The following is a 21,821-nucleotide window of genomic DNA, read 5'->3' on the forward strand; positions in this document are numbered from 1 at the left end:
GTAGGCGGCATATGACTACCGGCGCCGGTCGCACCAAGCGTGGCCGTCGGACCGGCGACGAAATCCGCGCCCGGTTGCTCGATTCCGCACGCGAGGTGTTCGCGGAGCAGGGCTATGCCGGCGCGTCGACCAAGGAGATAGCGCGGCGGGCCGACGTCACCGAGGTGCTGCTATTTCGCCATTTCGGCAACAAGGCGGGCCTTTTCGACTTCGCCGTATTGGATCCGTTCGAGAAGTTCGTCGACCGGTGGACGTGGCACTGGTCCAATCACGGCCTCAGCGGCGAATCGGTCGAAGAATTGGCCCGCGATTACGTGACGCTGCTGTACGAGTTCTTCGACGACAACCGCCAACTCGTCACGGCGCTGCTCGCGGCGCGAACACACCATCCGGCCGCTGCTGAGCGGATCGAGTCGCTTTTCACTCGCCTGGAACGAACTGTCCGCGACGGCGTCGCGGAGCACGGCCTGCCCACCCGCGACCCGATGATGACGGTGCGCCTCACATTCGGCATGGTGCTGTCCGCGGTGATTCACGCGGACCTGCTGTTCGTCGGCGGCTCCGCCCCCGCGCGCGCGGACGCGATCACTGAGCTGACGTACTATGTGCTGCACGGCATTTCGCATCCCACCGACTGAGGCTGGGGAGAAAATCGCCCCAGCCCCTCACGGCGACTGAATTCTGGGTTCCCGATGGCGGCGATCCTCCGCCGCCACGGAGAACACGACGTGCGCCTCGCGCACCACCACCCCCTGCCCCACGGCGCCGGCCGTCACCGGTGACAGGCGCAATTCGGTCAGCTCCGGCAATTCCTCGATCATCCATGCCGCGCGCAGAATCGCATCGACCAAACCGTCCACGTCGAACGCCTCGAGCAGCGGGAAGGCGCGCACCGAACGCACCATCCGCGCGGCATCGAGATCACTGACCGGCGTGATGTGGAATGCGATGTCTCCGAACAGGCTGATCGGCTCACCGAGCACTCCGAAAGCGACCAGCGGGCCGAAGGTCGAGTCGGTGACGATCGAGATGGTGACTTCCGGTCCCGTGACCTCGTGGTTCGGCTGCACCGCCAGGCCTACGGCATCCAAAAGTTCGGCGGCGTCGGCCTCGGCGGCCACACCGACCCCGGCTCGATCCACGACGGCACGTACCCGGTGCACATCGATACCCTTCGGCTGCCGCTGCACACCGGCGGGCTGGCGCCGCCAGACCCCATAGGCGGTCGCCCGCCCGAGGGCGCTCGCGGCAGTCTCGGGGAAGGTGTAGCTGGGTACCGACCGTCCGCTCACCTCTGGTGCCGACAAAACCCCTTCCACCCCATCGAAGCTGGCGACAAGAGTTTTGTAGGGCGCGACCGAACCAGCGCGCACCAATGCCGTAGCAATAGTGTCCGGGTTCTGCGCCAGCGGTGGGGTGAAGAGCGCGATTACGGAATCGACTCCGTCGTCTTCCAGAAGCGCCCGCACCGCCGCCTCGTACCGATCGGCATCCGCTCGGGGAGACAGGTCGAAGGGATTGTCCGGTTCGCTGCTCGGCACCAGCTCGCGCAGTGTCGCCAGCGTCGCCTCGCTCACGACGGCCAATCGCAGGCCGGCGGCGCGGCTGGCAGCTGCCGTCAGCACACCCGGCTGGCTGGCATTGGTGACAATTCCGACGCGCTCTCCCCGCGGCACCGGCTGATGCGCGAAAAGCCTTGCAACGTCGAACATCTCGGCAAGTGTGCGGGTCGCGACAATCCCGGTCTGGGAGAACAGCGTATCCGTCACCGCACCGCGGTCGATGGTGCACAGGTCGACGGACCCACCCAACGACGGCTGCACAGCACTGGTTACGGTCACAATGGGCTTTCGTGCGCTGACCCTGCGCGCGAGGCGCGCGAACTTCCTTGCGTTGCCGAATCTTTCGAGATCCAGCAGGATCACCGCAGTGGCCGTGTCCTCTTCCCACCACTGCAACAGGTCGTTGGGTGAGACGTCCACAGAGCGCCCCAGCGACGCGAAGCTCGAGAATCCGAGACCGATCCTGCAGGCGTGCTCCAGAACCGCGAGGCCGAGGGTGCCCGACTGGCTTGCCACAGCCACGACTCCCGGCGGTGGCAGCGACACGGAAAACGTCGCGGCCAAGCGCCGCGAACCCTGCTGCGCGAGAATCCCCATGCTCGCGGGCCCGATCACGCGCATCCCCCGGGCACGTGCGTATCGCACCATGTCCCGTTCTGCGGCGCGGCCGGCCTCGCCCAGCTCACCGAATCCGACGGACACCACGATCACCGCGGCCACCGCGGCGGCAGCGCAGTCGCGCATGATCTCAGGGACAAGGTCGGCGGCGACCGCGATCACGACGAGGTCGATCGGTTCGCCGATCGACCTGACGGTGGGATGGGTGGGCAGCCCCATCACGGCAGGGGTGTTCGGGTTGACCGCATAGACGCGCCCCGGAAACCCATGCGTCACCAGGTTTTTCACCACGCCGCGCCCCAAGTTGTCCGTACCGCGGCCCGCCCCGACCACGGCAACGGTGCGAGAATCGAAGATCCGCTGCATCGACGAGCGAGTCGACAGATGCTCCCGGCGGTCCGAGCCGGCGACCACCTGCGCCCTGGGGTGAATGGCGATGTCGGCGTGTATCACCGAGCCAGGCGGCCCGAATTCGACGAGATAACCAGAACTCTCGAGCGTACGGATCATGGCGATGTTCTCGGCGAGAATATCGGCTTCGAGCACCGTGATCCCGCTGTCGCGAGCGGCAGCGGCGATGTGTTCGAGCAGCAATCCGCCCAGTCCGTTGGACTGGAACTCGTCTGCGATCGTGAAGGTCACCTCGGCACGGTCGTCCCTGCCGGCGATTCGAGCGAAGTCGCCGACACCGACCGCTCGATTTTCGTAAATCGCCACAAGCGCCACCTGATCTCGGGCGTCGAGGTCCATGAATCGCGCCAGACCTGCGCGATCCAGGGTTACGACCGGCCCGAGCATGCGCATCGAGACGGTGCGGCGCGACAGTCGATGACTGAAATCGACGATGAGATCCAGATCGGAGGCGACAAGGCGCCGCACGAGCACCGAACGTCCATCCCTGAGCAGTCCCGGTGTCCCGTTGTCCGCATCGTGTGCCACGTCGTCGCCTCTCGATCGGAGAACCTCGCACGACTCGGGCGCTCACCCACCACCACCAACGGGGTGAGCGCCGCCCTCAGAACTCCACCAGGATGGTGTCGCCCGCCGTCCTCACCTGTCCGGACAGGCCCGTCGGAACATCGACGATCCGCGCGGTCCGGGCGGCGGTGGCCGAGACGACCAGATGACCGTCCTTATCGTGGACATCCCATTCCGCGCCGTCGACTCGCAGCACTTCCGGGGCGTCGGGCCGAGCCAGCGCGAGTGCCGGACCCAGAAAGGCCATCAGGGTCGAATCAACGTTCGCAGCAACCAATTCGGCATGGGCGTCGGGCCGGGCCCAGATCACCCGCACCTTCTCGAACACTGCCGCGAGATCCGGGTTCTGCGCCTTCACCGAACCCAAAGTTTCCGCGCACAGGCCGATCGCCACCGTGATCGGCATGCGAGCCAGCACCGAAAGGAACCGCGCCGAATCCCAGTTGTAGGTCTCGGCGGGAGTGTAAGTCGCACCGATCTGCCGCAGCGCTCGAATGACCGGGCTCAGCCACGGGCCCTCGTGGTTGGGCGTGGTGATCAGTACGTGATCGTCGGCGCTGATGCCCGCGGCGACCAATTGTTCGTGCGCCCACACGACATCGCGTTCCAGATCTGCCCAGCCGATCTCGTAGTCGATGAATCCCTCCCCCGCGCGGCAGACACCGATGCCGTAAATGGGGGACCGAGGAAGCCTGCGAGCCGCTTCCAACATTGTCTTCCGTGTCATCCCTTGACCGTCCTCGGGAACTTGGCCACGCTCGAGCTGTACTGGAGGATCTCCTCCACCGTGAGCATGGTGATATCGACGCTGACGTGCAGCTCGGACTCCAGGATTGCGAGAAGCCGTTGTTCGAGCTCCTCGACGTCCGCGGTTCGCTCCGGCGCATAGCCGACGCGCAGGCGCAACCGGGTCATCGGATCGTTGGACCGGATGATCTGGAACATGCCGTCGGTCAGTTCTGGCTGCGATTCCACGAGCCGCCACACATCGCCCACCACGATCGCCTTACCGCCCACGACCGTCTCGTCGCCGCGGCGACCGGCGAACCACATCCGGGCATGCGTCCGGCCGCTGGGCGACGGTTCACGGGTCATCCGCACGAGGTCGCCGGAGCGGAACCGAATGTAGGGCGCCACGCGGTTGTCGAGATCGGTCGCGATCAGCTCGCCGATCTCTCTATCGCCGACGGGCCGGTCGGTCACCGTGTCGACCACCTCGGGAAGCATGGTGTCCTCCCACAGCGTGAAGCCGTCGAGTTCTGGCCCCTCCCAGGCGGTTCCGGTGTCACCAGCGCTGGTGTAGGTGACGATCTTCACGCCCCAGTCCTCGGTGACCTTACGCTTGAGCGCGGCTCCCATCGGCTGCCCCGCGAAGGCGAAGAACTTCACCGACGCGAACGCTTCGCGCAGATCGTATTTCGCCTCGAGCTTCTCGAACTCCATGATGGCCGGCAGGTGCACCTGCATGTACGCGACCTTGTGCTCGCGGATGGCCCGCACCAAGGCCTCGCCCTGTCCCAGCCAGCTATCCGCGAACACCGGGGTGAGCCCCATCGCGAGATAGAAGTCGTCCCAGTAATTGCGGAACGTCCCGACCGGGACGATCACCCGGTCACCGGGCCGCAGGCCGTGCACGTAGAGATCGCGGGCGGAGATGGCGGGCAACGGCGGTGCGTCCGTCCAGACCTCCGGCAGAGGTTCGGGCTCCGATGTCGTACCCGAGGTCGTGGTCACCGAGGTCAACGCCTTCGGGTCAACGCACAGCAGACCGCCGTACGGGTCGCCGGTACGTGCTCGAAATGCCTGGATATCGGCCTTGGTCAAGGTCGGAATCTTCGTCGTGAAGTCTTCCAGGGTCTCGATATCGTCCGGCGACACACCGGCCGCACTCCAGAGTTCGCGATACAGCGGCGAGTTGTCCCACGCGAACCGGACCAGTTCCACCACCGCGGCTTCCTGAGCCGCCCTGATGGCGTCCCGGGAAGCCGTTTCCACATCGGGCTCCAGGAACTCGTGGACATCACCGTCGAGTGTCCTGCGCGGGTCTTTCAGCCCACTGGTAGTCAATGTCTCCTCCATCGCCAAGGCCTCCGCACGCTCGATCGTCCGAACGGTCCACTTACCCGACCGCCGACCGGAGCGTGACCCAACGCACAGCATAACAGCACAACTATTTACCTATATAGGCGGTAGCCGACCACCCCTCTCGGCGCAGACCTCGCACAACCTCCGGAACCCGCGAGCGCAGCACCCGAAGAGTGCTCTTCCCATCTCGACACTCAGCTGCGGCAGCGTCCCGTAATCGCCGGGTCGCTGGTGCAGCGCACGCTGCACACCGACCGCCGTTACGCCGCGCCGACTATGACAACTTCGGCATCGACCTTCTCATCGACGGTCTGCGAGCCCGGGTCGCGGCGAACAACCTCGAGAACGGCGCCGACGGTGGGTGACAGTGGAGTGACGTGTAGGCCGGCCGTCCCTACCTGTCGGGCCGAGCCGCTCCAGACAGTGCGAGGAAGGTCTCCAGTACTGCCGCGAGGTCGACAGCGAAGCCGCCGGACGCACCGCCCGACCACTGCAAGACGACCGTCAACGCGCCCAGAAATGCCGCCGCCAGCACTCGCGGGTCGGCATCCGCAGCGAATTCCCCTCGCGCGCAGGCACGGTCGAACACGGCGACGACACGTTCGTTGCCGGGGACGATCACTGTCCGCTGAACGTGGGCATACAGCTCCGAATGCCGGGCGGCCTGACCGGCGAAGGTGAACAAGACCTGCAGCCCGGGCCATGCAGCCGGCCTGTCGAATGCCTCGATCAGGATGCTCAGCTCCTGCCGGAGATCACCGAGATCAGGAACTTCCGGCCAAGTCGCGATCGATGCCAGCGCATCGACGATGAGCTCCTGCGCACTCGACCAGCGGCGGTAGAAACCGCTGTTCCCGACTTTCGCGCGACGGAGAGTGGCGGTGAGACTGAAGGCATCGACACCCGAGGAGATGAGTTCGGCCCTGGCTTCTCGTAACACCCTCTGCTCGACCGTGGCGTCCGATGGACGGCCGGTGCGCCGAGGTTCGGCATCCGACGATCGAGCCGGTGTCCGAGTCGTCATCCGTCGACTCTAAGTCATCTCGCCGCGGCAGCTCGAAAATGTCCGGCCAAACGGCCACGTTCGGCAGGTCGGATCGGAGTCGGCCGGGCGCGTGCGGATCGGTCGTGACGGCCTGCTCGCCTCAGCTGTTGCGGCCCAAGCTGATCCGGTACGAGTAGTGCTCGGGCACGAAATGAGTGACCGCGAGTTCGACCGGAGCGCCGTTGGCACCCGGAATACAGTCGATCGATGCCAAGACTGGGACTGCCTTAGATCGTGGTCAGGTGTTCCGCGTCCTGCGCTGAAAATTGGCCGAGGGTAATGCCGCCGACGTCAGCGGCAAAGCCTGCATGGCCGGTAACTAGCGGCCATGCAGGAACTTTCGCCGATCACGAATCACCAGCGGCGGCGTTCACCGTTCCCGGGCACTGATTCGCCCCACGCCATCCAGACGTCGGGAACCCTGGTGTCCGAGACCCGGTGAATCCTGCCCTCCTGCTGCGGGTTGGGAATCCGCCCGAGGCCTTCCATACGGCCGTTCGGATCCGGTTCGCACACCCACGGGTCACCGTTGATCGTGTAGTCGATGCCGTCGTGCCAGTAACCATCGGCATCGCGGCGGATCACCGCGTCCATGGTGCGGGCTGTCGTGACCGCGCCGTCGCTGTGACCGATGACTCCGACGTGGAAATCACCGTTGCCGAACAGGAAGTGCCCCACCTCCGAGGTCCCGTCGTCGAAGTGGTTGGCCCACGAGTACCAGGTCGTGTACTCGGCATCGTGCAGCGGATCCTTGTCCACGTACAGGCGGCCGCCGTCACGCATCCACGCTTCCTCCCAGAACAGGAATCCGCGCACGTGCTTGCCCGCTAGGTCGCCCTCGACCAACCACGTCTGGGTCAGGTACAGCAGCGAGGAATCCGGCCCCGGGAGGAACCACTGCAACGGCGGGGCGGCCAGGGTTCCGGTCACATCGATGACATCGGTCTCCTGATAACGCAGCGTCTGTGCGGACAGTTCCAGGGTCACGGCCCGCCCGTGATCGTTTGCCAGTGACATGAACTCGACAGCGCCGGTGTCGAGAACGCGCCGGCTCAGCTCGTTGCTCTCGGGAGCGTGGCGCGGCTCCCGACGCAGCTGCATCTGTTCGGTGCCGCCGGTGCTGGAGAGCAGGATCAGTTTGCCGCCCAGGGAGCGAATATCGGCGCCCGCCTTCTTGTTGTCCCGAACGGCGGGCACGCGCCGCATGATCGAATGCAGTCCACCGTCGTCGTCGCGCACCGTTCCCCAGATATACCCAGCTTCGGGTGCGAGTCCGTGGACGCTGGTGTCCTGCGAGAGGACAGCCGCCGGCTCGAAGCGTCGACCCGAGCTGATCGCCGCATGATTGAACGAACCTGTCGGTGACAGGTTTGCGAGGGTAGAGGTCATGAAACCAGTCCTTCTGTGAATTGCCGACCGCAGACGCCGACGCACCGAACACGGAAGCGGCTTCGGTGGCACGGAGGTGTCCCGTCATGAATCCACGAAGTCGCCGGCGAGGTTCACCGACCGCACTTTCGGTAACTACCATTACCGTAAGTCGGAGCGCGGTGGAACGCAACGCCGGCGATGGCCTTACTCCTCCCGCAGGATCGCCCGCTCCGGGCAAGCACGGACGCCCCGGTCCGCCCGATCGGCATCGGAGTCCGCGATCTCGACCGAACCGATACTCGAATAGCCGTCGTCGTCGAGGGGGAACAGGTCGGGATCGGCGGCGTGGCACAACGCGTGCCCGACACACTGGTCACTGTCGAGCCGAAGTCTCACCGCAGCACCACCGGAAGATTCGTCACGGCACGGACTGCGATGTTGTCGTAGGCCAAGGCGTCGAGGTCGATCTCGTACTGCGGGGTCCGAACAAGCAACTCTTGCAAAGCGATTCGCAACTCGAGCCGGGCGAGATGCGAGCCGAGGCAGCGGTGCACGCCACTGGCGAACGTCATATGCGCCGTGCGCTCGCGGTGGAAGTCCACGCGCAGTGGATCCTCGTGATAGGTCGGATCCACATTCGCCGCGGCCCAGAACGCGTTGATCTGCTCTCCCTCGGGAATGACGAGACCGTCGCCGAGATCGATATCGCGCTGCGCGTACCGCATCCCGGACGGGACCGGCGACTCGAATCGCAGCAGCTCCTCGATGGCAGGCATCAGCAGATCGGGGGAATCGACCAATGCCTGCCGCTGTTCGGGATGGCGGCCCAGCCAGGTGATCAGACAGGACAGCGACGCGGTGACTGTATCCAGGCCGGCGAACATGAGCAGGAAGAGGATGTTGATCAGATCGAACTCGGCGAGCGGCTCCCCGGCGACCTCGGCACGAAGCAACTCGGCGATGACATCGTCGTCCTTGTCGATACGGCGGCGCTTCTCGGCGAGGAACCCGTTGAAGTACTCGAGCAGCTTGCCTCCCGCCGCGGCCATGTTCGCATCGATCTCCTCGGTCGTCTCCCCCTTGGGGTGAATGACTCCCTCTTTGAACTCCAGAAAGAAGTCGAGGTCGGCGAGCGGGGCACCGACGAGACCGAGAAACGTCTGGCACGGCAACGGAGTACAGAAGTCGCGATACAGTTCGGCGCCACCGGCCTTCTGAGCCTCGCCGATCAGTTCGCCGGCCAACCGGCGGATGCTGTCTTCGAGGTGCTGCGCGCGTTTGGGGGCGAAGAGCGGGTCGAGCAGGCGCCGCCACTTCTTGTGGTCCGGCCCGTCGATCTCCAGCGGTATCAGGCGTCCGTCATGGCCGAAACTTCCACCGCGCCCACCGTTTCCGAGGATGTCCTGGTGTTTGTTGACGGCGAGGATGTCTTCGTGGCGGTAGAGGTGCAGCGCGCCGTCGAGGTATTCGGCGCGGACGTCCCGAGCCTTCTCGAAGTAGACGTGTTGCGGTTCGGCGAGATCTTTCACACGCTGGGACAGCCCCGACACGCGAGGGTCGAATCTGGTGCTGGCAGGTGGCATTGGCCCTCCATGGGCAAGGGCCGGCGCCGCCGACTTCACGGTCGGCGCCGGCGCAACGATCAGGTGTGGACCGGACCTAGCGGTCGATCTGGTCGCGCAAGTCGTCGGGAATGGAACCCGAGGTGATGTCCGCACTCTTGCCGAGGTCGGTCGGGAAGATGATGGACGTCCGCGCGAACTGTCCACCGTCAGCGGAGGCAATGGTCTGGCCGGACATGTAGCCCGACTCGTCCGAGGCCAGGAACAACGCGAGGTTGGCGTTGTCCCGCAGCACCGGTGGGCGTTCCATGCGCAGGGGCATGGCTCGCTCGTCGGGATTCCACGGCGACATTTCTTCGTAGGACTTGCCCAGCACTTCGGCTTCCGAAGGAAGAGCGAAGTTCACCGACATACCGTGCGTCGGACACAGGGCATTGGCCCGGATCCCGAACTTGCCGAATTCGAGCGCGGCCGCACGCACCAGACCGTTCACCGCCGCCTTCGAAGCGGTGTACATCGGAAAGCCGGGGTAGGCCGTGAACGAGGCAGCCGAGGATGTTGCCAGCAGGGCCCCGCCGGACTTGTCGGCGATCATCCACTGGGCGGCGGCTTTCCAAGCCAGATAGATTCCCGTGCTGTTCACCGCGAAGATGTTGTTCCAGTCCTCCAACGACGACTCCGCCAGCGGTTGCATACCGAAGCCGGGCTCCGGGATTCCCGCGTTGGCCCACATCACATCGATCCGGCCGTATGCCGAGACCGTGGCCTCCACCAACCGATTCATATCGGCCTCGACGCGAACATCGGCGTCCACCGCGGTGGCGGTGCCACCCTGCGCCTCGATCTCACCGGCAACCTTCTTCGCACGGCCCGGGACCACATCGCTGACCACCACTCGCGCGCCCTCGGCCGCGAACAGGAGGGCTCCCTCGCGGCCGAGTCCGGAACCCGATCCGGTAATCGCTACTACTTTGTCCTGCATGCGCATTGAACAACTCCTCGAATCGGTGCGAATCAGTGCTCGGGGCTCGCGATGGACTTGATTCGCAGGTACTCCCGGAATCCGGCGACACCGTGCTCCACACCGTCACCGCTGATGCCGTAGCCGCCGAAGGGCGCGTCCGGCGAGAGATAGAAGGAGTTGTTGATGTTGACCGTTCCGGCCCGCAGCTTGTGCGCGACCTTCCAGGCTCGTTCCTCGTCGGAGGACTGCACGTAGGCCGACAGGCCGTATCGAGAGTTGTTTGCGACTCGCACGGCCTCGTCGTCGCCGCCCTCGTAGCGGATTACCGACAGCACCGGACCGAACACCTCCGTCTGGGCGATCTCCGCATCCTGGTCCACGTCGGCCAGCAAAGTGGGCTCGTACCAGAAGCCACGGTCGTGGCGGTCGCCACGCTTTCCACCCGCCAGCAGCCGTGCGCCGGCGGCAACCGCTCGATCGACCAATCCCTCGATCCGCTCGAGTTGTTCTTCGCGGATGATCGGCCCGACCATGTTCGCCGGATCCGTGGGGTCACCCCAGGCCAGGTTGGCGATCATCGGCTGCAGCCGGGCGAGCACCTCGTCGTAGACGTCCGCGTGCACGACCATTCGTGTCGCCAGCGCACATCCCTGACCGCTGTTGGACATGCACATCACCATGCCGAGGCCGCACGCCAGGTCCAGATTCGCGTCCGGCAGAATCACATTCGCCGACTTGCCGCCCAGTTCGAGCACGGTGTGCCGGATGCCGTTGGCTGCTCGCTCGGCGATCCGCTGGCCGACGCCGGGCGATCCGGTGAAGTGGTAGAGGTCGATGCGCTGGTCCGCGGTCATGGCATCCCCTACGATGGCCTTGTCCGCGGAACTGATCGCGTGATACGCACCCTTCGGGATGTCGGTGGATTCGCTCACGATCTGAGCGAGCAGCGCTGCTGTCAACGGCGTATCCGGTGCGCTCTTGAGGACAACCGCGTTACCGGTGGCCAATCCGTGGTGCACCTTCCAGATCGCGGTCATGAACGGGGCATTCCACGGCGTGATGGCTCCGACGACGCCATAGGGCTCGTAGCGAATCCGGCGTAGGCTGCGATTTCCGAGGATGTCGAAGGCCGGAAGGTCCTCTTCCCACTCGAACGACGTGATGAGGTCGTTGAAAAAGTCCATGCCCTCGACCATCACGTCGACGTGAGTAGGCATGTTCTGCACGCAGATCCCTGCTTCGGCGGTAAGCAGCGCCTTGATCTCGTCGGACCGCGCGCGTAGCCCTTCCTGCAGTTGCACCAGGCACTTTCGCCGGAACTCGTGATCATTTCCCCAGTCGGAACTATCCGCGAAGTGCCGGGCCGCGGTGATCGCATCGTCGACGTCCTCGACGCCGGCATCCGCCGCCTGCGCGATCACCGACTGGTCCGCCGGGTTGATCACGTCGTAGCGGCGTCCCGATCGCGCTTCGCGGAATTCTCCGTCGATGAATAGCCGACCTTCTAGCGTGGGCATCTACCGATCTCCTCACATCTGTACTTGATGAATCGAGCAGTCGCGTCAACGAAAATCGCCGCGTCCGCGCATGCAGGACCGAACGATGGGTCGCTGATCGAGGGATCGTCAGGCATTCAGGAAGAGTGACGCGAATCTCATAAATCATCTAACTGTAAGCGAGGTCACGTTGTCAAGGGAGTTCGACTCCCTAACTCGGCTGTGCGACGATCGAAGCATGGGCACAGTCAGTACCGGCCGAAAACGACGATCATCCGCAGAGGTCAGGAGGCTTATTGCCGACGCCGCCTCGGCGGAGTTCATCGAGAACGGTTTCGAGCGGACGACCATCCGCTCGGTGGCACTGCGGGCAGGAGTGACCGAATCCATGGTCTTCCGCCACTTCGACTCCAAGCCGGAACTTTTTCGTTCGACCGCCGCCGCACCACTTGTCGAGTTCATGAACAATTTTGCCGACACCATGGGCGACACACCGCAAAGCCCCCGCGATATCACCGTCCGCTTCGCCCAGGGTCTGTACGACCTGTGTTCGGCAAATCGCCACATTCTCGTATCGCTGGCGGCTGGCGCCAGCGAACATGCGCCCACGGCCGAAGAGTCACCGCTCGCACCGTGCCTGCACGCTCTGATCGACGGCGTTCACCGATACATGGCCGCCAACGGAACGCAAGCCACGAACGACATCCAGGCATCAGTCCGCATGACAGTGGCCCTCGTTCTCGGCACCGCACTCGCGGGCGACGCTCTTTTCCCGCCGGATACCGAGGAGACCGAAATCCCCATGGCGCTGGCGCAATACATCCTCTCCGGCTCCGGCTACGCCGCAGAACCGGGAACGGGTATAGCCCGGCGGCGAAACGCCGCTCGCACAGCCGCCCACGGGGCTACTGGCCCAGTTCTCACACATGCAGTAGAATTATCTATCTGATTGGCATGAGTGAGGTGCAAAGGTGCAGCCGTTCGCCACCGCTTGCGAAGTACGCGAGTCCGAGACGACCGAATACACGCCGCCTGCGCGGGACTCCGAAACGCGGAGGATCCTCACCGCGGCATGGCGTGTACTCGAGCGGTCGCGGTTTCGGTCGCTGAAGGTCCGGCAGGTTCTCGCGGCATCCAGCACCTCGGCAAGTCACTTCTACCGCCGGTTCCCGAGCAAAGCCCACCTGATGCTCGCCCTGCTCGAGGATGAGGTCCGACTCGTCGACCGCCGACTTCGGGACCGGATCGACCCCGCGGCACCGGTCTCCGAGCAACTGCGCACATGGCTGCAGTACAACATCGGCACCCTGTACGACCAAGCTCGCGTACAACGCACCCGCCTGTTCCTGGACCAGGACATGTTGGACATACTTCCCGAGCAGGTCACGATGCTGTACGGCATCTTCGACAAGCAGCTGTCCGAAATAGTCCGCCGCGGTATGCGCAACGGCGAACTGCGGCCGGGGAACCCCGCGGGCGATGCGTTGCTCGTCGGATACCTCGTGCGTGGGCTGCTGACCAACGGCGTCAAGCAGGGACTTCCGCCCGACCAAGACGACCTGATCACTCATGTCCATGCTTTCGTACTGCGTGCCCTCGGCCACCGATAATCCGGTTCGCAGCGGGGCCCAGGACGACACACTTCGTCGCCTGTGGCGATTACCTGCCTCAGGGACGACAGCGGACAATCCGGTCAGAGCAGAGCTTCGGCCTGACCCGAGTCGGCACGGGCGAGAACATATTCCATCAAGGACAGCAGCACATTCTTGACCGAATCTCGCTCGCGCGCGTCACACAACACGACCGGCACGCCGGAATCCAGGTCCAAAGCCTCCGTGATCTCCTCTGCTGTATACACATCGGCTTCGTCGAAACAATTCACTGCCAGAATGAAGGGCACTCGGCGGCTTTCGAAATAGTCCAACGCCGCGAACGAGCCAGTGAGCCGGCGAGTGTCCGCAAGGACGACGGCGCCGAGTGATCCGCGAGACAATTCATCCCACAGAAACCAGAACCGATCCTGTCCGGGAGTCCCGAACAGATATAGGACCAGCTCATCGTTGAGCGTGATCCTGCCGAAGTCGAGAGCCACGGTGGTGGTGGTCTTCGATTCGACGCCGTCCACATCGTCCACACCGATGCTCAGCTCGCTCATCACCTCCTCCGTGCGCAGCGGAGCTACCTCACTGATCGCCGAGACCAGTGTCGTCTTGCCGACTCCGAAACCTCCTGCGACCAAGATCTTCACGGCAGTCATCGGAAGAACTTTCGATTCACCGAGATCAGAGTGCGCGAATTCCATCCAAAACCGTCCGAAGTAAATTGACATCGACCGAATCCGTATTGGCCGGACTGGGCGACCGATAAACGATGTAGCCGTCCGCGATCAAGTCACCGAGAAGGATCTTGGTGACGCTGAGCGGGCGGCGTAGCTGTGCGGAAATCTCTGCGACCGACTTCGGTGCAATACAGAACTGAAGTATTGCGCGATACTCCGCATCCATCCGCGACTGGCTGCTGGGCCCGCGGGAGGTGGTGACCACCAAGGTGATCATGTCGAGTTCGTAGGGGCTCCCCGTTGTCCGCCCACGCGTGACGGCATAGGCCGGTACGAGCGGACCAGCATCCTCGTCGAACCACGGCCCCCGGGTATCGGTCATGGCAATCTGTGACCCGTCCCGTGGGCACCGTTCGGACGCGATGTCGTCGACAGGAACGACCCCACGCGCACCACGGTCTGATTCATCTCGTACGCGACCATGCCCATGTTCATATCCTCGCCCGCCAGCACCGCCAGACACGCGTTGTCACCTGCCGAGGTCACGAACAGCACAGCTCGGTCGAGTTCGATGACCGACTGACGGACTCCGCCGACCTCGAAATAGCCGGCCGCGCTGCGGGCGAGCCCGTGCAGTGCCGACGCCATGGCGCAGAAGTGCTCGGCCCTTTCCCGTGACATGGCACTGGATTTGCTGATCAACATTCCATCGGTGGAAAGCACAACAGCACAGTCGATTCCCGGCATCCGGTTGATAAAGTCGTCGATCAACCAGTCGAGATTCTTGGTGATATTGGAGGAAGTCGTCACTGCTGTTCCCATTCCACATACGTTGTCGTGAACTGATGCGACCCCGGCGGCGGCGCCGCTCGGCCTTGACGAGTACCGCTCTCTATTGCGGAGAAGAGGTCTCGCGCCTGCTCTGCGGAGCGCTGAACCGGAGGTTCCGAGGATTCGTCCGGAGGGGCGGTACGGTTCGCCAACTCCGGCGTCAGACTCGCCTGACGCCGTCGCCGTGGTAGCGTCGGCCGCCTGCGGGACGGCTCATGCTGATCGGCGATCGGCCGCCGCGGTTCCCGCGCGGCAGCGTCGGCAGGCATCGCTGGCAATGCCGTATTCGCCGGCCTGGAGAGGGCCTCTGTATTCGCTCTCGCATAGGTGAGCGCCTCGGTCGCCGGGGACGGCTGGGCAACCTCTTCTTCGGACAGCAGCGACAGCGGAACCAAGACGATCGCCTTGACGCCACCATATTCCGACTCCACCAGCCGGACCGACACATCGATCCGGGCCGACAGCCGCGCCACGACGAACAGTCCCAGCCGATTCTCCCGCGATAGCGCCGCGAACGCGAAATCCGGTGGGTTGGACAGCGTCTCGTTGAACGAATCCATTCGCTCGACCGGCATGCCGAGCCCTTGGTCGACGACTTCGATAACGATGCCCTTGCCGACCGCATTGCCCGATACATCCACCCGCGACTCGGGCGGAGAGAACGACGTCGCATTGTCGATCAACTCGGCCAGCAGATGCAGAAAATCGGCCACTGCACCACCGGACACGCTGACATCCGGCAATCGCCCCACACGAACACGGGCGTAGTCCTCTGTCTCGGCAACGGCGCCACGCACAAGTTCATCGAGGCGGACCGGCTTGCGCCACTGTCGCCGGGGCTGTTGGCCACCGAGAATGATCAGATTCTCGGCGTTGCGGCGCTCACGAGTCGCTAGGTGGTGCAACCGGAAGAGCAGATCGAGGACCTTGGGGTCCTCTTGCTCGAATTCGGCCTCGTCCAGGAGTTTCAGGTGCCGATGAAGAACGACCTGGCTGCGGTGCGCGATGTTGACGAACACGGAGTTCACGCCTTCGCGAGTCCGCGCCTCGGTGGCGGCCGCGTTCACTGCCGCAAGTTGCGCGCGGTTGAACGCATCGGCGACTTGACCGATCTCGTCAGTGCCGAAATCGAGTTTGGTCATCTCGTTCTCGATGTTCACCTGCTCGCCGCGATCCAGGGCCGCGATGATGCCGGGGAGTTGGTCGTCTGTCATCCGGGTCGTCTCCGCGCGCAACCGGTGCAGGCGGCGAATCATGCGCCGCGACAACTGCAGCGTGGTCGCGAAGGCCGCTAGCGTGACAATCAGAACCGCAGCGCCCGCAAGCAACGAGTTCCGTGAATTGTCTTCTCCCATCTGGCGACTCAGCGTAGAGACGTATTCGCCCTCACCTGTCCACATCCGCAACATGTCATCGGAGACCTTGGTGATCGCAGCATTCCAATCGGCTGTCGACACGGGCGGCGCATCCACCTCTCCGTCGCTCGCCCCACTCGAACCGGCTGCGCGCGAGGCATTGCCCCGGTTCTGGGACGTCGACGCGGAACTGCTCGAATTGTCGGCACCACTGGCGGGAGGGGTCACGCCTCTCCGAATCAGGACGTTCTCGATATCGCCCAGTCTTCTGAACTCCGGTGACGCGCTGAGTGCCTGCCACTGCGCGCGCACCTGAGGCGTCATGCTCGTCGCCAGATTCTGCAGTTGAGCGTGATAGAAGCCGACTTGACCGGCGAACTCGTCGAACTCCGCGGGCGACAACGCACCCGCCGCTTCGGCCGCGACCGCAAGGTCGTGCCCCCGGGCCATAGCATCGGCGGCGGCGAACAGATCTGTGACCGTGCCGAGCGCGAGTGCGAGTTCGGTGTCGGGCGCACTGTGCGCGAAGGACACCATCGACTGTCGAACGATGCCGGTGAGACGATTGAAGAACGCGTAGGCGTCCATCATCGAAATTGCATTCGACTCCACCTTGGCACGTACTACTGGTAGTTCGCTCGCCAGCCCGGCCAGCGCATCCTCGCTACCGGAGGTGGAACCGGGATGCATATCGTTGAAAGTGCGTGCCGCGGAGATGATCTGCTGCAACGACCGGTCCACCTTCGGCCGTACGTCTTGCAGGCCGCCGGCCATTTCGGGGTGGCCGGCCAGACGCATCAGCGTCAACCGCCGCTCCTGAGCGATTGCGATGCCGAACTCGAGGCCTGGCGTCGCCGCCGAAACCTGCTCGTTGCCCCAGTTCCGCAATTGCTGGCCTTGCACCACGAGGTAGGCGGCGCCTCCGCCACCGATGATGAGTAGCACGATGCTCGGGACGAGCGCGATCGCGAGTACCCGCGCCCGGAGGGTGCGTAACGCCTTGAACACGCGCATCAAACTAGTCGACCATGGGCAGCAGATGAGCTAAATCAACAAGATCCTTTAATTATTTAAGCTAGACCGTTCGGTGTCTGTATTGCAGAGGCCCGGTTGACCAGCGGAAACCGTGAAGCATCCGATCGACGAACCCTCTTCTTCGCGGGAACGACGTTCCCGCCATGGCGCCTTTCGTGCTGCACTCGGCCACACGAAGATCGAATCGTCACGCGCAAAGGCATTGCGGGACACCGAGTTGACGGTTAACGACAAGCACAAGGGAGAAGCCATGCTGCTGTCCGGCAAAGTCGCGTTCATCACCGGCGCGGCCCGAGGCCAGGGTCGCAACCACGCGATCCGCCTCGCCCGCGAAGGCGCTTCGATCATCGCGGTGGATGCTTGCACCGCTGTAGCGGCAGCCAACGCCTATCCCGCCGCGACCGAGGAAGATCTGGCCACCACGGTAAGCCTCGTCGAGGCCGAGGGACAGAAAATCGTTGCACGGCGCGCCGACGTCCGCGACTCAGCGGCGCTCGAGGCGATCGTGGCGGAGGGCGTACAGGAGCTCGGCGGCCGTCTCGACGTGGTGGTTGCCAATGCCGGCATCAGCAACTGGAACCGTTTCTGGGAAATTCCGGAGGACCAGTGGCAGACCATGATCGACATCAATCTCAGCGGCGTATGGCGGACCCTGAAGGCCGCCGCTCCGGCGATGATCGCCGCGGGCAACGGCGGATCGATCATCACGGTCAGCTCCGTCGCCGGCATCAAATCGCTGCCTGGGCAGGGGCATTACAGCGCAGCCAAACACGGCGTAGTCGGGCTGACGAAAACTGCCGCGATCGAGCTGGGCGAGTATGGAATCCGCGTCAACTCGATTCACCCGTGGGGGGTCACCACGCCGATGGGCGAGGACCCGACAGTGGCGACCATACTGTCCGAACACCCCAACTTCCTCGCGTCGTTCGCCTCGCTGCTGCCAGGGTTGCCGATCGCCGAATCGGATGACATCTCCGATGGTGTGGTTTGGCTCGCCTCGGACCTGTCGCGCGCGGTCACCGGAACTCAGCTGACCCTCGACATGGGTGCCACCAAGGTCTGAAATGCCGTCCCGGGCCGGCAGACTCCCCGATTCGGCGACCACGGCCTCAGCATGATCGCCGAATCGCGCAGCGCCGTGTAACGGTCCAAGAGTTCGGCCGTCCGTCGGCTCAACCCGAGGCCGCGTTCGTCGGCGCCACCGAAACGCCGCAGCGCTCGATGCAATTCGACCGATGCCTCCCTGCTCGATCGTGAGGCGGATGCCCTGGCGTAACTCGGCCGGGTGACCACGGTGCTGGACTGGAAAACCGCACGCGAACGTGGTTCCCGTAGCAGACCCGTGGGTTTTCCGAACCCGTCGGTTACGTTCGAAGTGGAAGGCATCCAGCTGGTTACCGATACACCCTGGGTCGACGATGTCGAAAGCGAGAGTGACGATGGGCGAACGATTCCGCGATCAGGTAGCGCTGGTCACCGGTGCGGGCTCGGGGATCGGTCGTGCATCCGCCGTGCTGTTCGCCAGAGAACAAGCCGCCGTCGTGGTGAACGACGTTTCGCCGGAGAAGGCTGCCGAGACCGCGGAGTTGATCCGTACCTTCGGCGGTAATCCGGATGTCGTCGCCGGCGATGTCACCATACCGGGATTTATCGACGAGATGTTCGACGCGGTTCTCGACCGGCACGGCCGAATAGATATCGTGCACAACAACGTCGGGTTCGGCGAGAACAAGTCCATCGTCGACACCGACGACGAAGCCTGGCGGCACGGTCTCGACGGAAATCTCGGTGCCACCTTCCGCGGGGTGCGAGCGGCGATACGAGCAATGACCCCGCAACGGCGCGGGGTCGTGGTGAACACCGCCTCGGCGGCGGGTCTGCGCAAAGTTCCCGGAGTTGTTCCCTATTACGGAGTGGCCAAAGCCGGTGTCCTGCAACTGACACAAGAGGCCGCCGTGGAGGCCGGTGAATTCGGCATACGGGTCAACGCGGTGATCCCGGGCGCGGTCCGCACCCCGAGTTTCGAATCGTACCTCGGTACCGAACGCCTGCAGAGATATATGGAGCAGTTGCCGCTGCGACGCATGGCCGAGCCCGCCGACATCGCCAACGCGGTCGCATTCCTCGCATCGGCCGACGCGGCGGCCATCACCGGTGCCGCCCTGGTCGTCGACTCGGGCATCAGCGCTGTCATGCACCAGCCGGTGATGGGCTGACGTGAGTGTCGAGAGAAGGTTCATCGTGAATTCCGTTGAGACAGCAGCCCGGCCCGGCCGGTTGAGCGGAAAGGTCATCCTGGTAACCGGCGCCGGCCAGGGGATCGGCAGGGGCGCTGCGCTGGCGCTCGCACGAGAGGGTGCGTCTGTCGCGCTGGCAGGCCGGACGCTGGCGAAGTGCGAGATGGTCGCAAATGAAATCACCGCATTCGGCGGAGAGGCGCTCGCATTGCATTGCGATGTCACCGACCGCGCGCGGATCGAGTATGCGATCGGCGCGACCGCCGAAAAGTACGGTGGCCTCGACGGATTGGTGAACAATGCTCAGTCCTCCGCCCAGGGTCCGCTGGCCGAGGTCACACAGGACGATGTCGATATGTGCTGGCGCAGTGGACCATTGGCGACACTATGGGCGATGCAGACCGCGCTGCCGTGGATGCGTGAGCGGGGTGGCGGATCGATCGTCAACTTCGGATCCAGCACAGCGATCAACGGCGCTCCGCTGTTCGGCGCTTATGCGATGGCCAAGGAAGGCATTCGCGGGCTGTCCAGAGTCGCTGCCCGGGAGTGGGGGCGTTACGGGATTCGAGTGAATGTCGTTGTGCCGACCGCGCTTTCCCCCGCCGCCGAGGAGTTCAAACAGCAACAGCCGGAACGCTTCCAACAGCATGTCCGCAGACTCCCCCTCGGCCGGATGGGTGATCCGGAGAGCGACATCGGTCGTGCCGTGGTCGCCCTCATGAGTGAGGATCTGGCCTATCTCACCGGTGACACGCTCATGCTGACCGGAGGCGAATGATGGACCGGTCGAGTCTGGAACGCCGGATCGAGCTGGCAGAGGCGCGTTTCGAGATCGGACAGTTGCCGGTCCGCTACGCCCTGGCAGTGGATCAGCGCGACGTCGACACCTGGGTGTCGCTCTTCGTTCCGGACGTCCGCCTCGGTCGGCACGGATCGGGCCGGGAAGCGTTGCGCGGGTTCATCGAACCGCAGTTGCGCTGGTTCTATCGGTCGATCCATCTGATCTGCGGACATCGCATCGAGCTGGGACCGGACCACGGCGACGGCGGTCCGGTCACCGCCACCGGGCAGGTCTACTGTCGAGCCGAGCACGAGGTGGACGACCGCTGGGTGGTGATGGCGATCCGGTACGACGACCGCTATCGACGCGACGGCGAGCAATGGTTGTTCGAGCAGCGCATCGAACGGCATTGGTACGCAGCCGATCTGCTCGAACGCCCGCAGCAGGCCGGATTCGACAGCTGGCAGGTCGGGCCGCCGCCCGCACTGCCGGGCCATGATCCGGCGTGGGCGGCGTTCTGGCCCGCGCATCACGCAGCTCCCACCGACCGGCCTGTCGTGGAAGGACTACCGTGACCGTACAAACGAAGGCATATGCGACGTACACGCCGATCGAGGTCGGCCTGTACTTCGATCTACGAAAGCCGCAGCACCTCGAGACCAGCGCCGCACGACTGCACGGCTTCACCCTCGAGATGTGCGAGGAAGCGGATCGACTCGGCGCGGGTTCACTGTGGTTCTCCGAACATCACCTCTTCGACGACGGCTACCTCACCCAGCCGTTGACCTTCGCCGCGGCCGCGGCCGCACGGACTAGAAAAACACGCATCGGCACCGCGATCCTGATCGCCCCGCTCCACTCCCCCGTCGAAGTCGCCGAGCAGGCCGCGCTGGTCGACCTGATCTCCGACGGGCGAGTCGATCTCGGTATCGGTGCGGGATACCGCAAGCCGGAGTACGAACTGTACGGAATGCCGGACAGCAAGCGCTACGCCACAACCGACGACATGGTGAGACGGCTGCGACAACTGTGGTACGACGGCGGGGTCACTCCCCGACCGGTACAGGACCCGCTCCCGGTGTGGCTGGGATATCACGGCCCCCAGGGCGCGCGCCGTGCCGGTTTACTGGGAACGCCACTTCTGACACCGAATCACGAGAGCTGGCCCGCATATCGCGAGGGCCTGGTGGCCGGTGGGCACGATCCCGCGATCGCCCGCATGGGAGGCGGGATCCAGGCCTGGGTCACCGAGGACCCGGAACGAGACTGGCCGCTCGTCGCGCCCTATATCGGCTACCAAGCCGACTCGTACCGCCGGCACATGGTGCAGGGCACCGATGCCCCACCGCCGCGGCCGGTGGATCCGGTGAAATTGGCCGCCCGCGAACCGCGGGGTCCCTTGAACTACTTCTGGTTCGGCACGCCGGAGGACATCGCGGGACGCATTCGCACGATGACAGGTGACGCACCGGTTTCCACCGTCTTCCTCTGGGGTTCGGTCGGGGGCATGCCCGAAGACATGGTCGCCGAGCATGTCCGCGTCGTGTGCACCCGGCTGGCTCCGCTGCTGCGATGACCGTCCGATCCGCCGACCCACCCGTAGGGGCCGACTATCGGACTACA

Annotated in this window: 21 protein-coding genes; 8 read left to right on the forward strand and 13 right to left on the reverse strand. The window is 64.4% G+C overall.

All coding sequences use genetic code 11. The features are described 5' to 3' along the window. Positions 1 to 11: 11 nt before the first annotated feature. Positions 12 to 638, forward strand: coding sequence for a TetR/AcrR family transcriptional regulator (locus ACIBW7_RS36025; RefSeq protein ID WP_397054349.1), 627 nt, complete (start codon positions 12 to 14; stop codon positions 636 to 638). A 27-nt stretch (positions 639 to 665) separates the two neighbouring features. On the opposite strand, the gene ACIBW7_RS36030 is transcribed toward ACIBW7_RS36025, so the two are convergent. The 9 genes from ACIBW7_RS36030 to ACIBW7_RS36070 all read right to left on the reverse strand — a co-directional run bounded on the left by ACIBW7_RS36030 (position 666) and on the right by ACIBW7_RS36070 (position 11,702). After that, positions 666 to 3,119 (reverse strand): GNAT family N-acetyltransferase, encoded by a 2,454-nt coding sequence (locus ACIBW7_RS36030; RefSeq protein WP_397054351.1) that lies wholly within the window; start codon positions 3,117 to 3,119, stop codon positions 666 to 668. A gap of 76 nt (positions 3,120 to 3,195) precedes the next feature. Continuing rightward, positions 3,196 to 3,885, reverse strand: coding sequence for a hypothetical protein (locus tag ACIBW7_RS36035; RefSeq protein WP_397054353.1), 690 nt, complete (start codon positions 3,883 to 3,885; stop codon positions 3,196 to 3,198). Next, on the reverse strand, positions 3,882 to 5,237 hold the full coding sequence (locus tag ACIBW7_RS36040) for a phenylacetate--CoA ligase family protein (RefSeq protein WP_397054355.1): 1,356 nt from the start codon (positions 5,235 to 5,237) through the stop codon (positions 3,882 to 3,884). The genes ACIBW7_RS36035 and ACIBW7_RS36040 overlap by 4 nt, the downstream gene beginning before the upstream one ends. 400 nt (positions 5,238 to 5,637) lie before the next feature. Then, the gene (locus ACIBW7_RS36045; protein WP_397054357.1) at positions 5,638 to 6,267 is read right to left on the reverse strand and encodes a TetR-like C-terminal domain-containing protein; all 630 of its coding nucleotides are present in this window, start codon (positions 6,265 to 6,267) and stop codon (positions 5,638 to 5,640) included. A 375-nt stretch (positions 6,268 to 6,642) separates the two neighbouring features. After that, a complete protein-coding gene (locus ACIBW7_RS36050) occupies positions 6,643 to 7,677 on the reverse strand; it encodes a hypothetical protein (RefSeq protein WP_397054359.1) in 1,035 nt (344 codons plus the stop codon). Between the two features lie 186 nt (positions 7,678 to 7,863). Next, positions 7,864 to 8,055 carry a ferredoxin gene (locus ACIBW7_RS36055; RefSeq protein ID WP_397054361.1) on the reverse strand — a complete coding sequence of 64 codons (192 nt, stop codon included), beginning with the start codon at positions 8,053 to 8,055 and terminating at the stop codon, positions 7,864 to 7,866. Continuing rightward, positions 8,052 to 9,242, reverse strand: coding sequence for a cytochrome P450 (locus tag ACIBW7_RS36060; RefSeq protein WP_397054363.1), 1,191 nt, complete (start codon positions 9,240 to 9,242; stop codon positions 8,052 to 8,054). The genes ACIBW7_RS36055 and ACIBW7_RS36060 overlap by 4 nt, the downstream gene beginning before the upstream one ends. A gap of 76 nt (positions 9,243 to 9,318) precedes the next feature. Beyond that, positions 9,319 to 10,209 carry an SDR family NAD(P)-dependent oxidoreductase gene (locus ACIBW7_RS36065; protein ID WP_397054365.1) on the reverse strand — a complete coding sequence of 297 codons (891 nt, stop codon included), beginning with the start codon at positions 10,207 to 10,209 and terminating at the stop codon, positions 9,319 to 9,321. A gap of 26 nt (positions 10,210 to 10,235) precedes the next feature. Further along, positions 10,236 to 11,702 carry an aldehyde dehydrogenase family protein gene (locus ACIBW7_RS36070; RefSeq protein ID WP_397054367.1) on the reverse strand — a complete coding sequence of 489 codons (1,467 nt, stop codon included), beginning with the start codon at positions 11,700 to 11,702 and terminating at the stop codon, positions 10,236 to 10,238. 217 nt (positions 11,703 to 11,919) lie between these two features. Here ACIBW7_RS36070 and ACIBW7_RS36075 point away from each other — a divergent pair, with 217 nt between their 5' ends. Continuing rightward, positions 11,920 to 12,630 carry a TetR/AcrR family transcriptional regulator gene (locus ACIBW7_RS36075; RefSeq protein WP_397054369.1) on the forward strand — a complete coding sequence of 237 codons (711 nt, stop codon included), beginning with the start codon at positions 11,920 to 11,922 and terminating at the stop codon, positions 12,628 to 12,630. 22 nt (positions 12,631 to 12,652) lie between these two features. Beyond that, a complete protein-coding gene (locus ACIBW7_RS36080) occupies positions 12,653 to 13,291 on the forward strand; it encodes a TetR/AcrR family transcriptional regulator (RefSeq protein ID WP_397054371.1) in 639 nt (212 codons plus the stop codon). Positions 13,292 to 13,374: 83 nt separating this feature from the next. Here ACIBW7_RS36080 and ACIBW7_RS36085 read toward each other — a convergent pair whose 3' ends face one another. From ACIBW7_RS36085 to ACIBW7_RS36100, 4 genes are read right to left on the reverse strand one after another with little or no spacing between them, the layout of a single operon-like run. Then, positions 13,375 to 13,938 carry a GTP-binding protein gene (locus ACIBW7_RS36085; RefSeq protein ID WP_397054373.1) on the reverse strand — a complete coding sequence of 188 codons (564 nt, stop codon included), beginning with the start codon at positions 13,936 to 13,938 and terminating at the stop codon, positions 13,375 to 13,377. Between the two features lie 25 nt (positions 13,939 to 13,963). Continuing rightward, positions 13,964 to 14,341, reverse strand: coding sequence for a DUF742 domain-containing protein (locus ACIBW7_RS36090; RefSeq protein ID WP_397054375.1), 378 nt, complete (start codon positions 14,339 to 14,341; stop codon positions 13,964 to 13,966). Continuing rightward, the gene (locus tag ACIBW7_RS36095) at positions 14,338 to 14,781 is read right to left on the reverse strand and encodes a roadblock/LC7 domain-containing protein (RefSeq protein ID WP_397054377.1); all 444 of its coding nucleotides are present in this window, start codon (positions 14,779 to 14,781) and stop codon (positions 14,338 to 14,340) included. Before ACIBW7_RS36095 ends, ACIBW7_RS36090 begins: the two co-directional genes overlap by 4 nt. After that, positions 14,766 to 17,159: a nitrate- and nitrite sensing domain-containing protein gene (locus ACIBW7_RS36100; RefSeq protein ID WP_397054379.1), complete on the reverse strand. Its 2,394-nt coding sequence runs from the start codon at positions 17,157 to 17,159 to the stop codon at positions 14,766 to 14,768. Before ACIBW7_RS36100 ends, ACIBW7_RS36095 begins: the two co-directional genes overlap by 16 nt. 271 nt (positions 17,160 to 17,430) lie before the next feature. On the opposite strand from ACIBW7_RS36100, the gene ACIBW7_RS36105 reads away from it, so the two are divergent. From ACIBW7_RS36105 to ACIBW7_RS36125, 5 genes are all read left to right on the forward strand, one after another. Then, positions 17,431 to 18,243 carry a mycofactocin-coupled SDR family oxidoreductase gene (locus ACIBW7_RS36105; protein ID WP_397054597.1) on the forward strand — a complete coding sequence of 271 codons (813 nt, stop codon included), beginning with the start codon at positions 17,431 to 17,433 and terminating at the stop codon, positions 18,241 to 18,243. 355 nt (positions 18,244 to 18,598) lie between these two features. Beyond that, positions 18,599 to 19,396, forward strand: coding sequence for an SDR family NAD(P)-dependent oxidoreductase (locus tag ACIBW7_RS36110; protein WP_397054381.1), 798 nt, complete (start codon positions 18,599 to 18,601; stop codon positions 19,394 to 19,396). A 25-nt stretch (positions 19,397 to 19,421) separates the two neighbouring features. Continuing rightward, positions 19,422 to 20,195, forward strand: coding sequence for an SDR family NAD(P)-dependent oxidoreductase (locus ACIBW7_RS36115; protein ID WP_397054383.1), 774 nt, complete (start codon positions 19,422 to 19,424; stop codon positions 20,193 to 20,195). Beyond that, a complete protein-coding gene (locus tag ACIBW7_RS36120; protein ID WP_397054385.1) occupies positions 20,195 to 20,773 on the forward strand; it encodes a nuclear transport factor 2 family protein in 579 nt (192 codons plus the stop codon). The genes ACIBW7_RS36115 and ACIBW7_RS36120 overlap by 1 nt, the downstream gene beginning before the upstream one ends. Further along, positions 20,770 to 21,774 carry an LLM class flavin-dependent oxidoreductase gene (locus ACIBW7_RS36125; RefSeq protein WP_397054387.1) on the forward strand — a complete coding sequence of 335 codons (1,005 nt, stop codon included), beginning with the start codon at positions 20,770 to 20,772 and terminating at the stop codon, positions 21,772 to 21,774. Before ACIBW7_RS36120 ends, ACIBW7_RS36125 begins: the two co-directional genes overlap by 4 nt. Positions 21,775 to 21,821: the final 47 nt, after the last annotated feature.

Origin of the sequence: Nocardia sp. NPDC049526 (assembly GCF_044465765.1) — a bacterium.
Taxonomy (GTDB): Bacteria; Actinomycetota; Actinomycetes; order Mycobacteriales; family Mycobacteriaceae; genus Nocardia.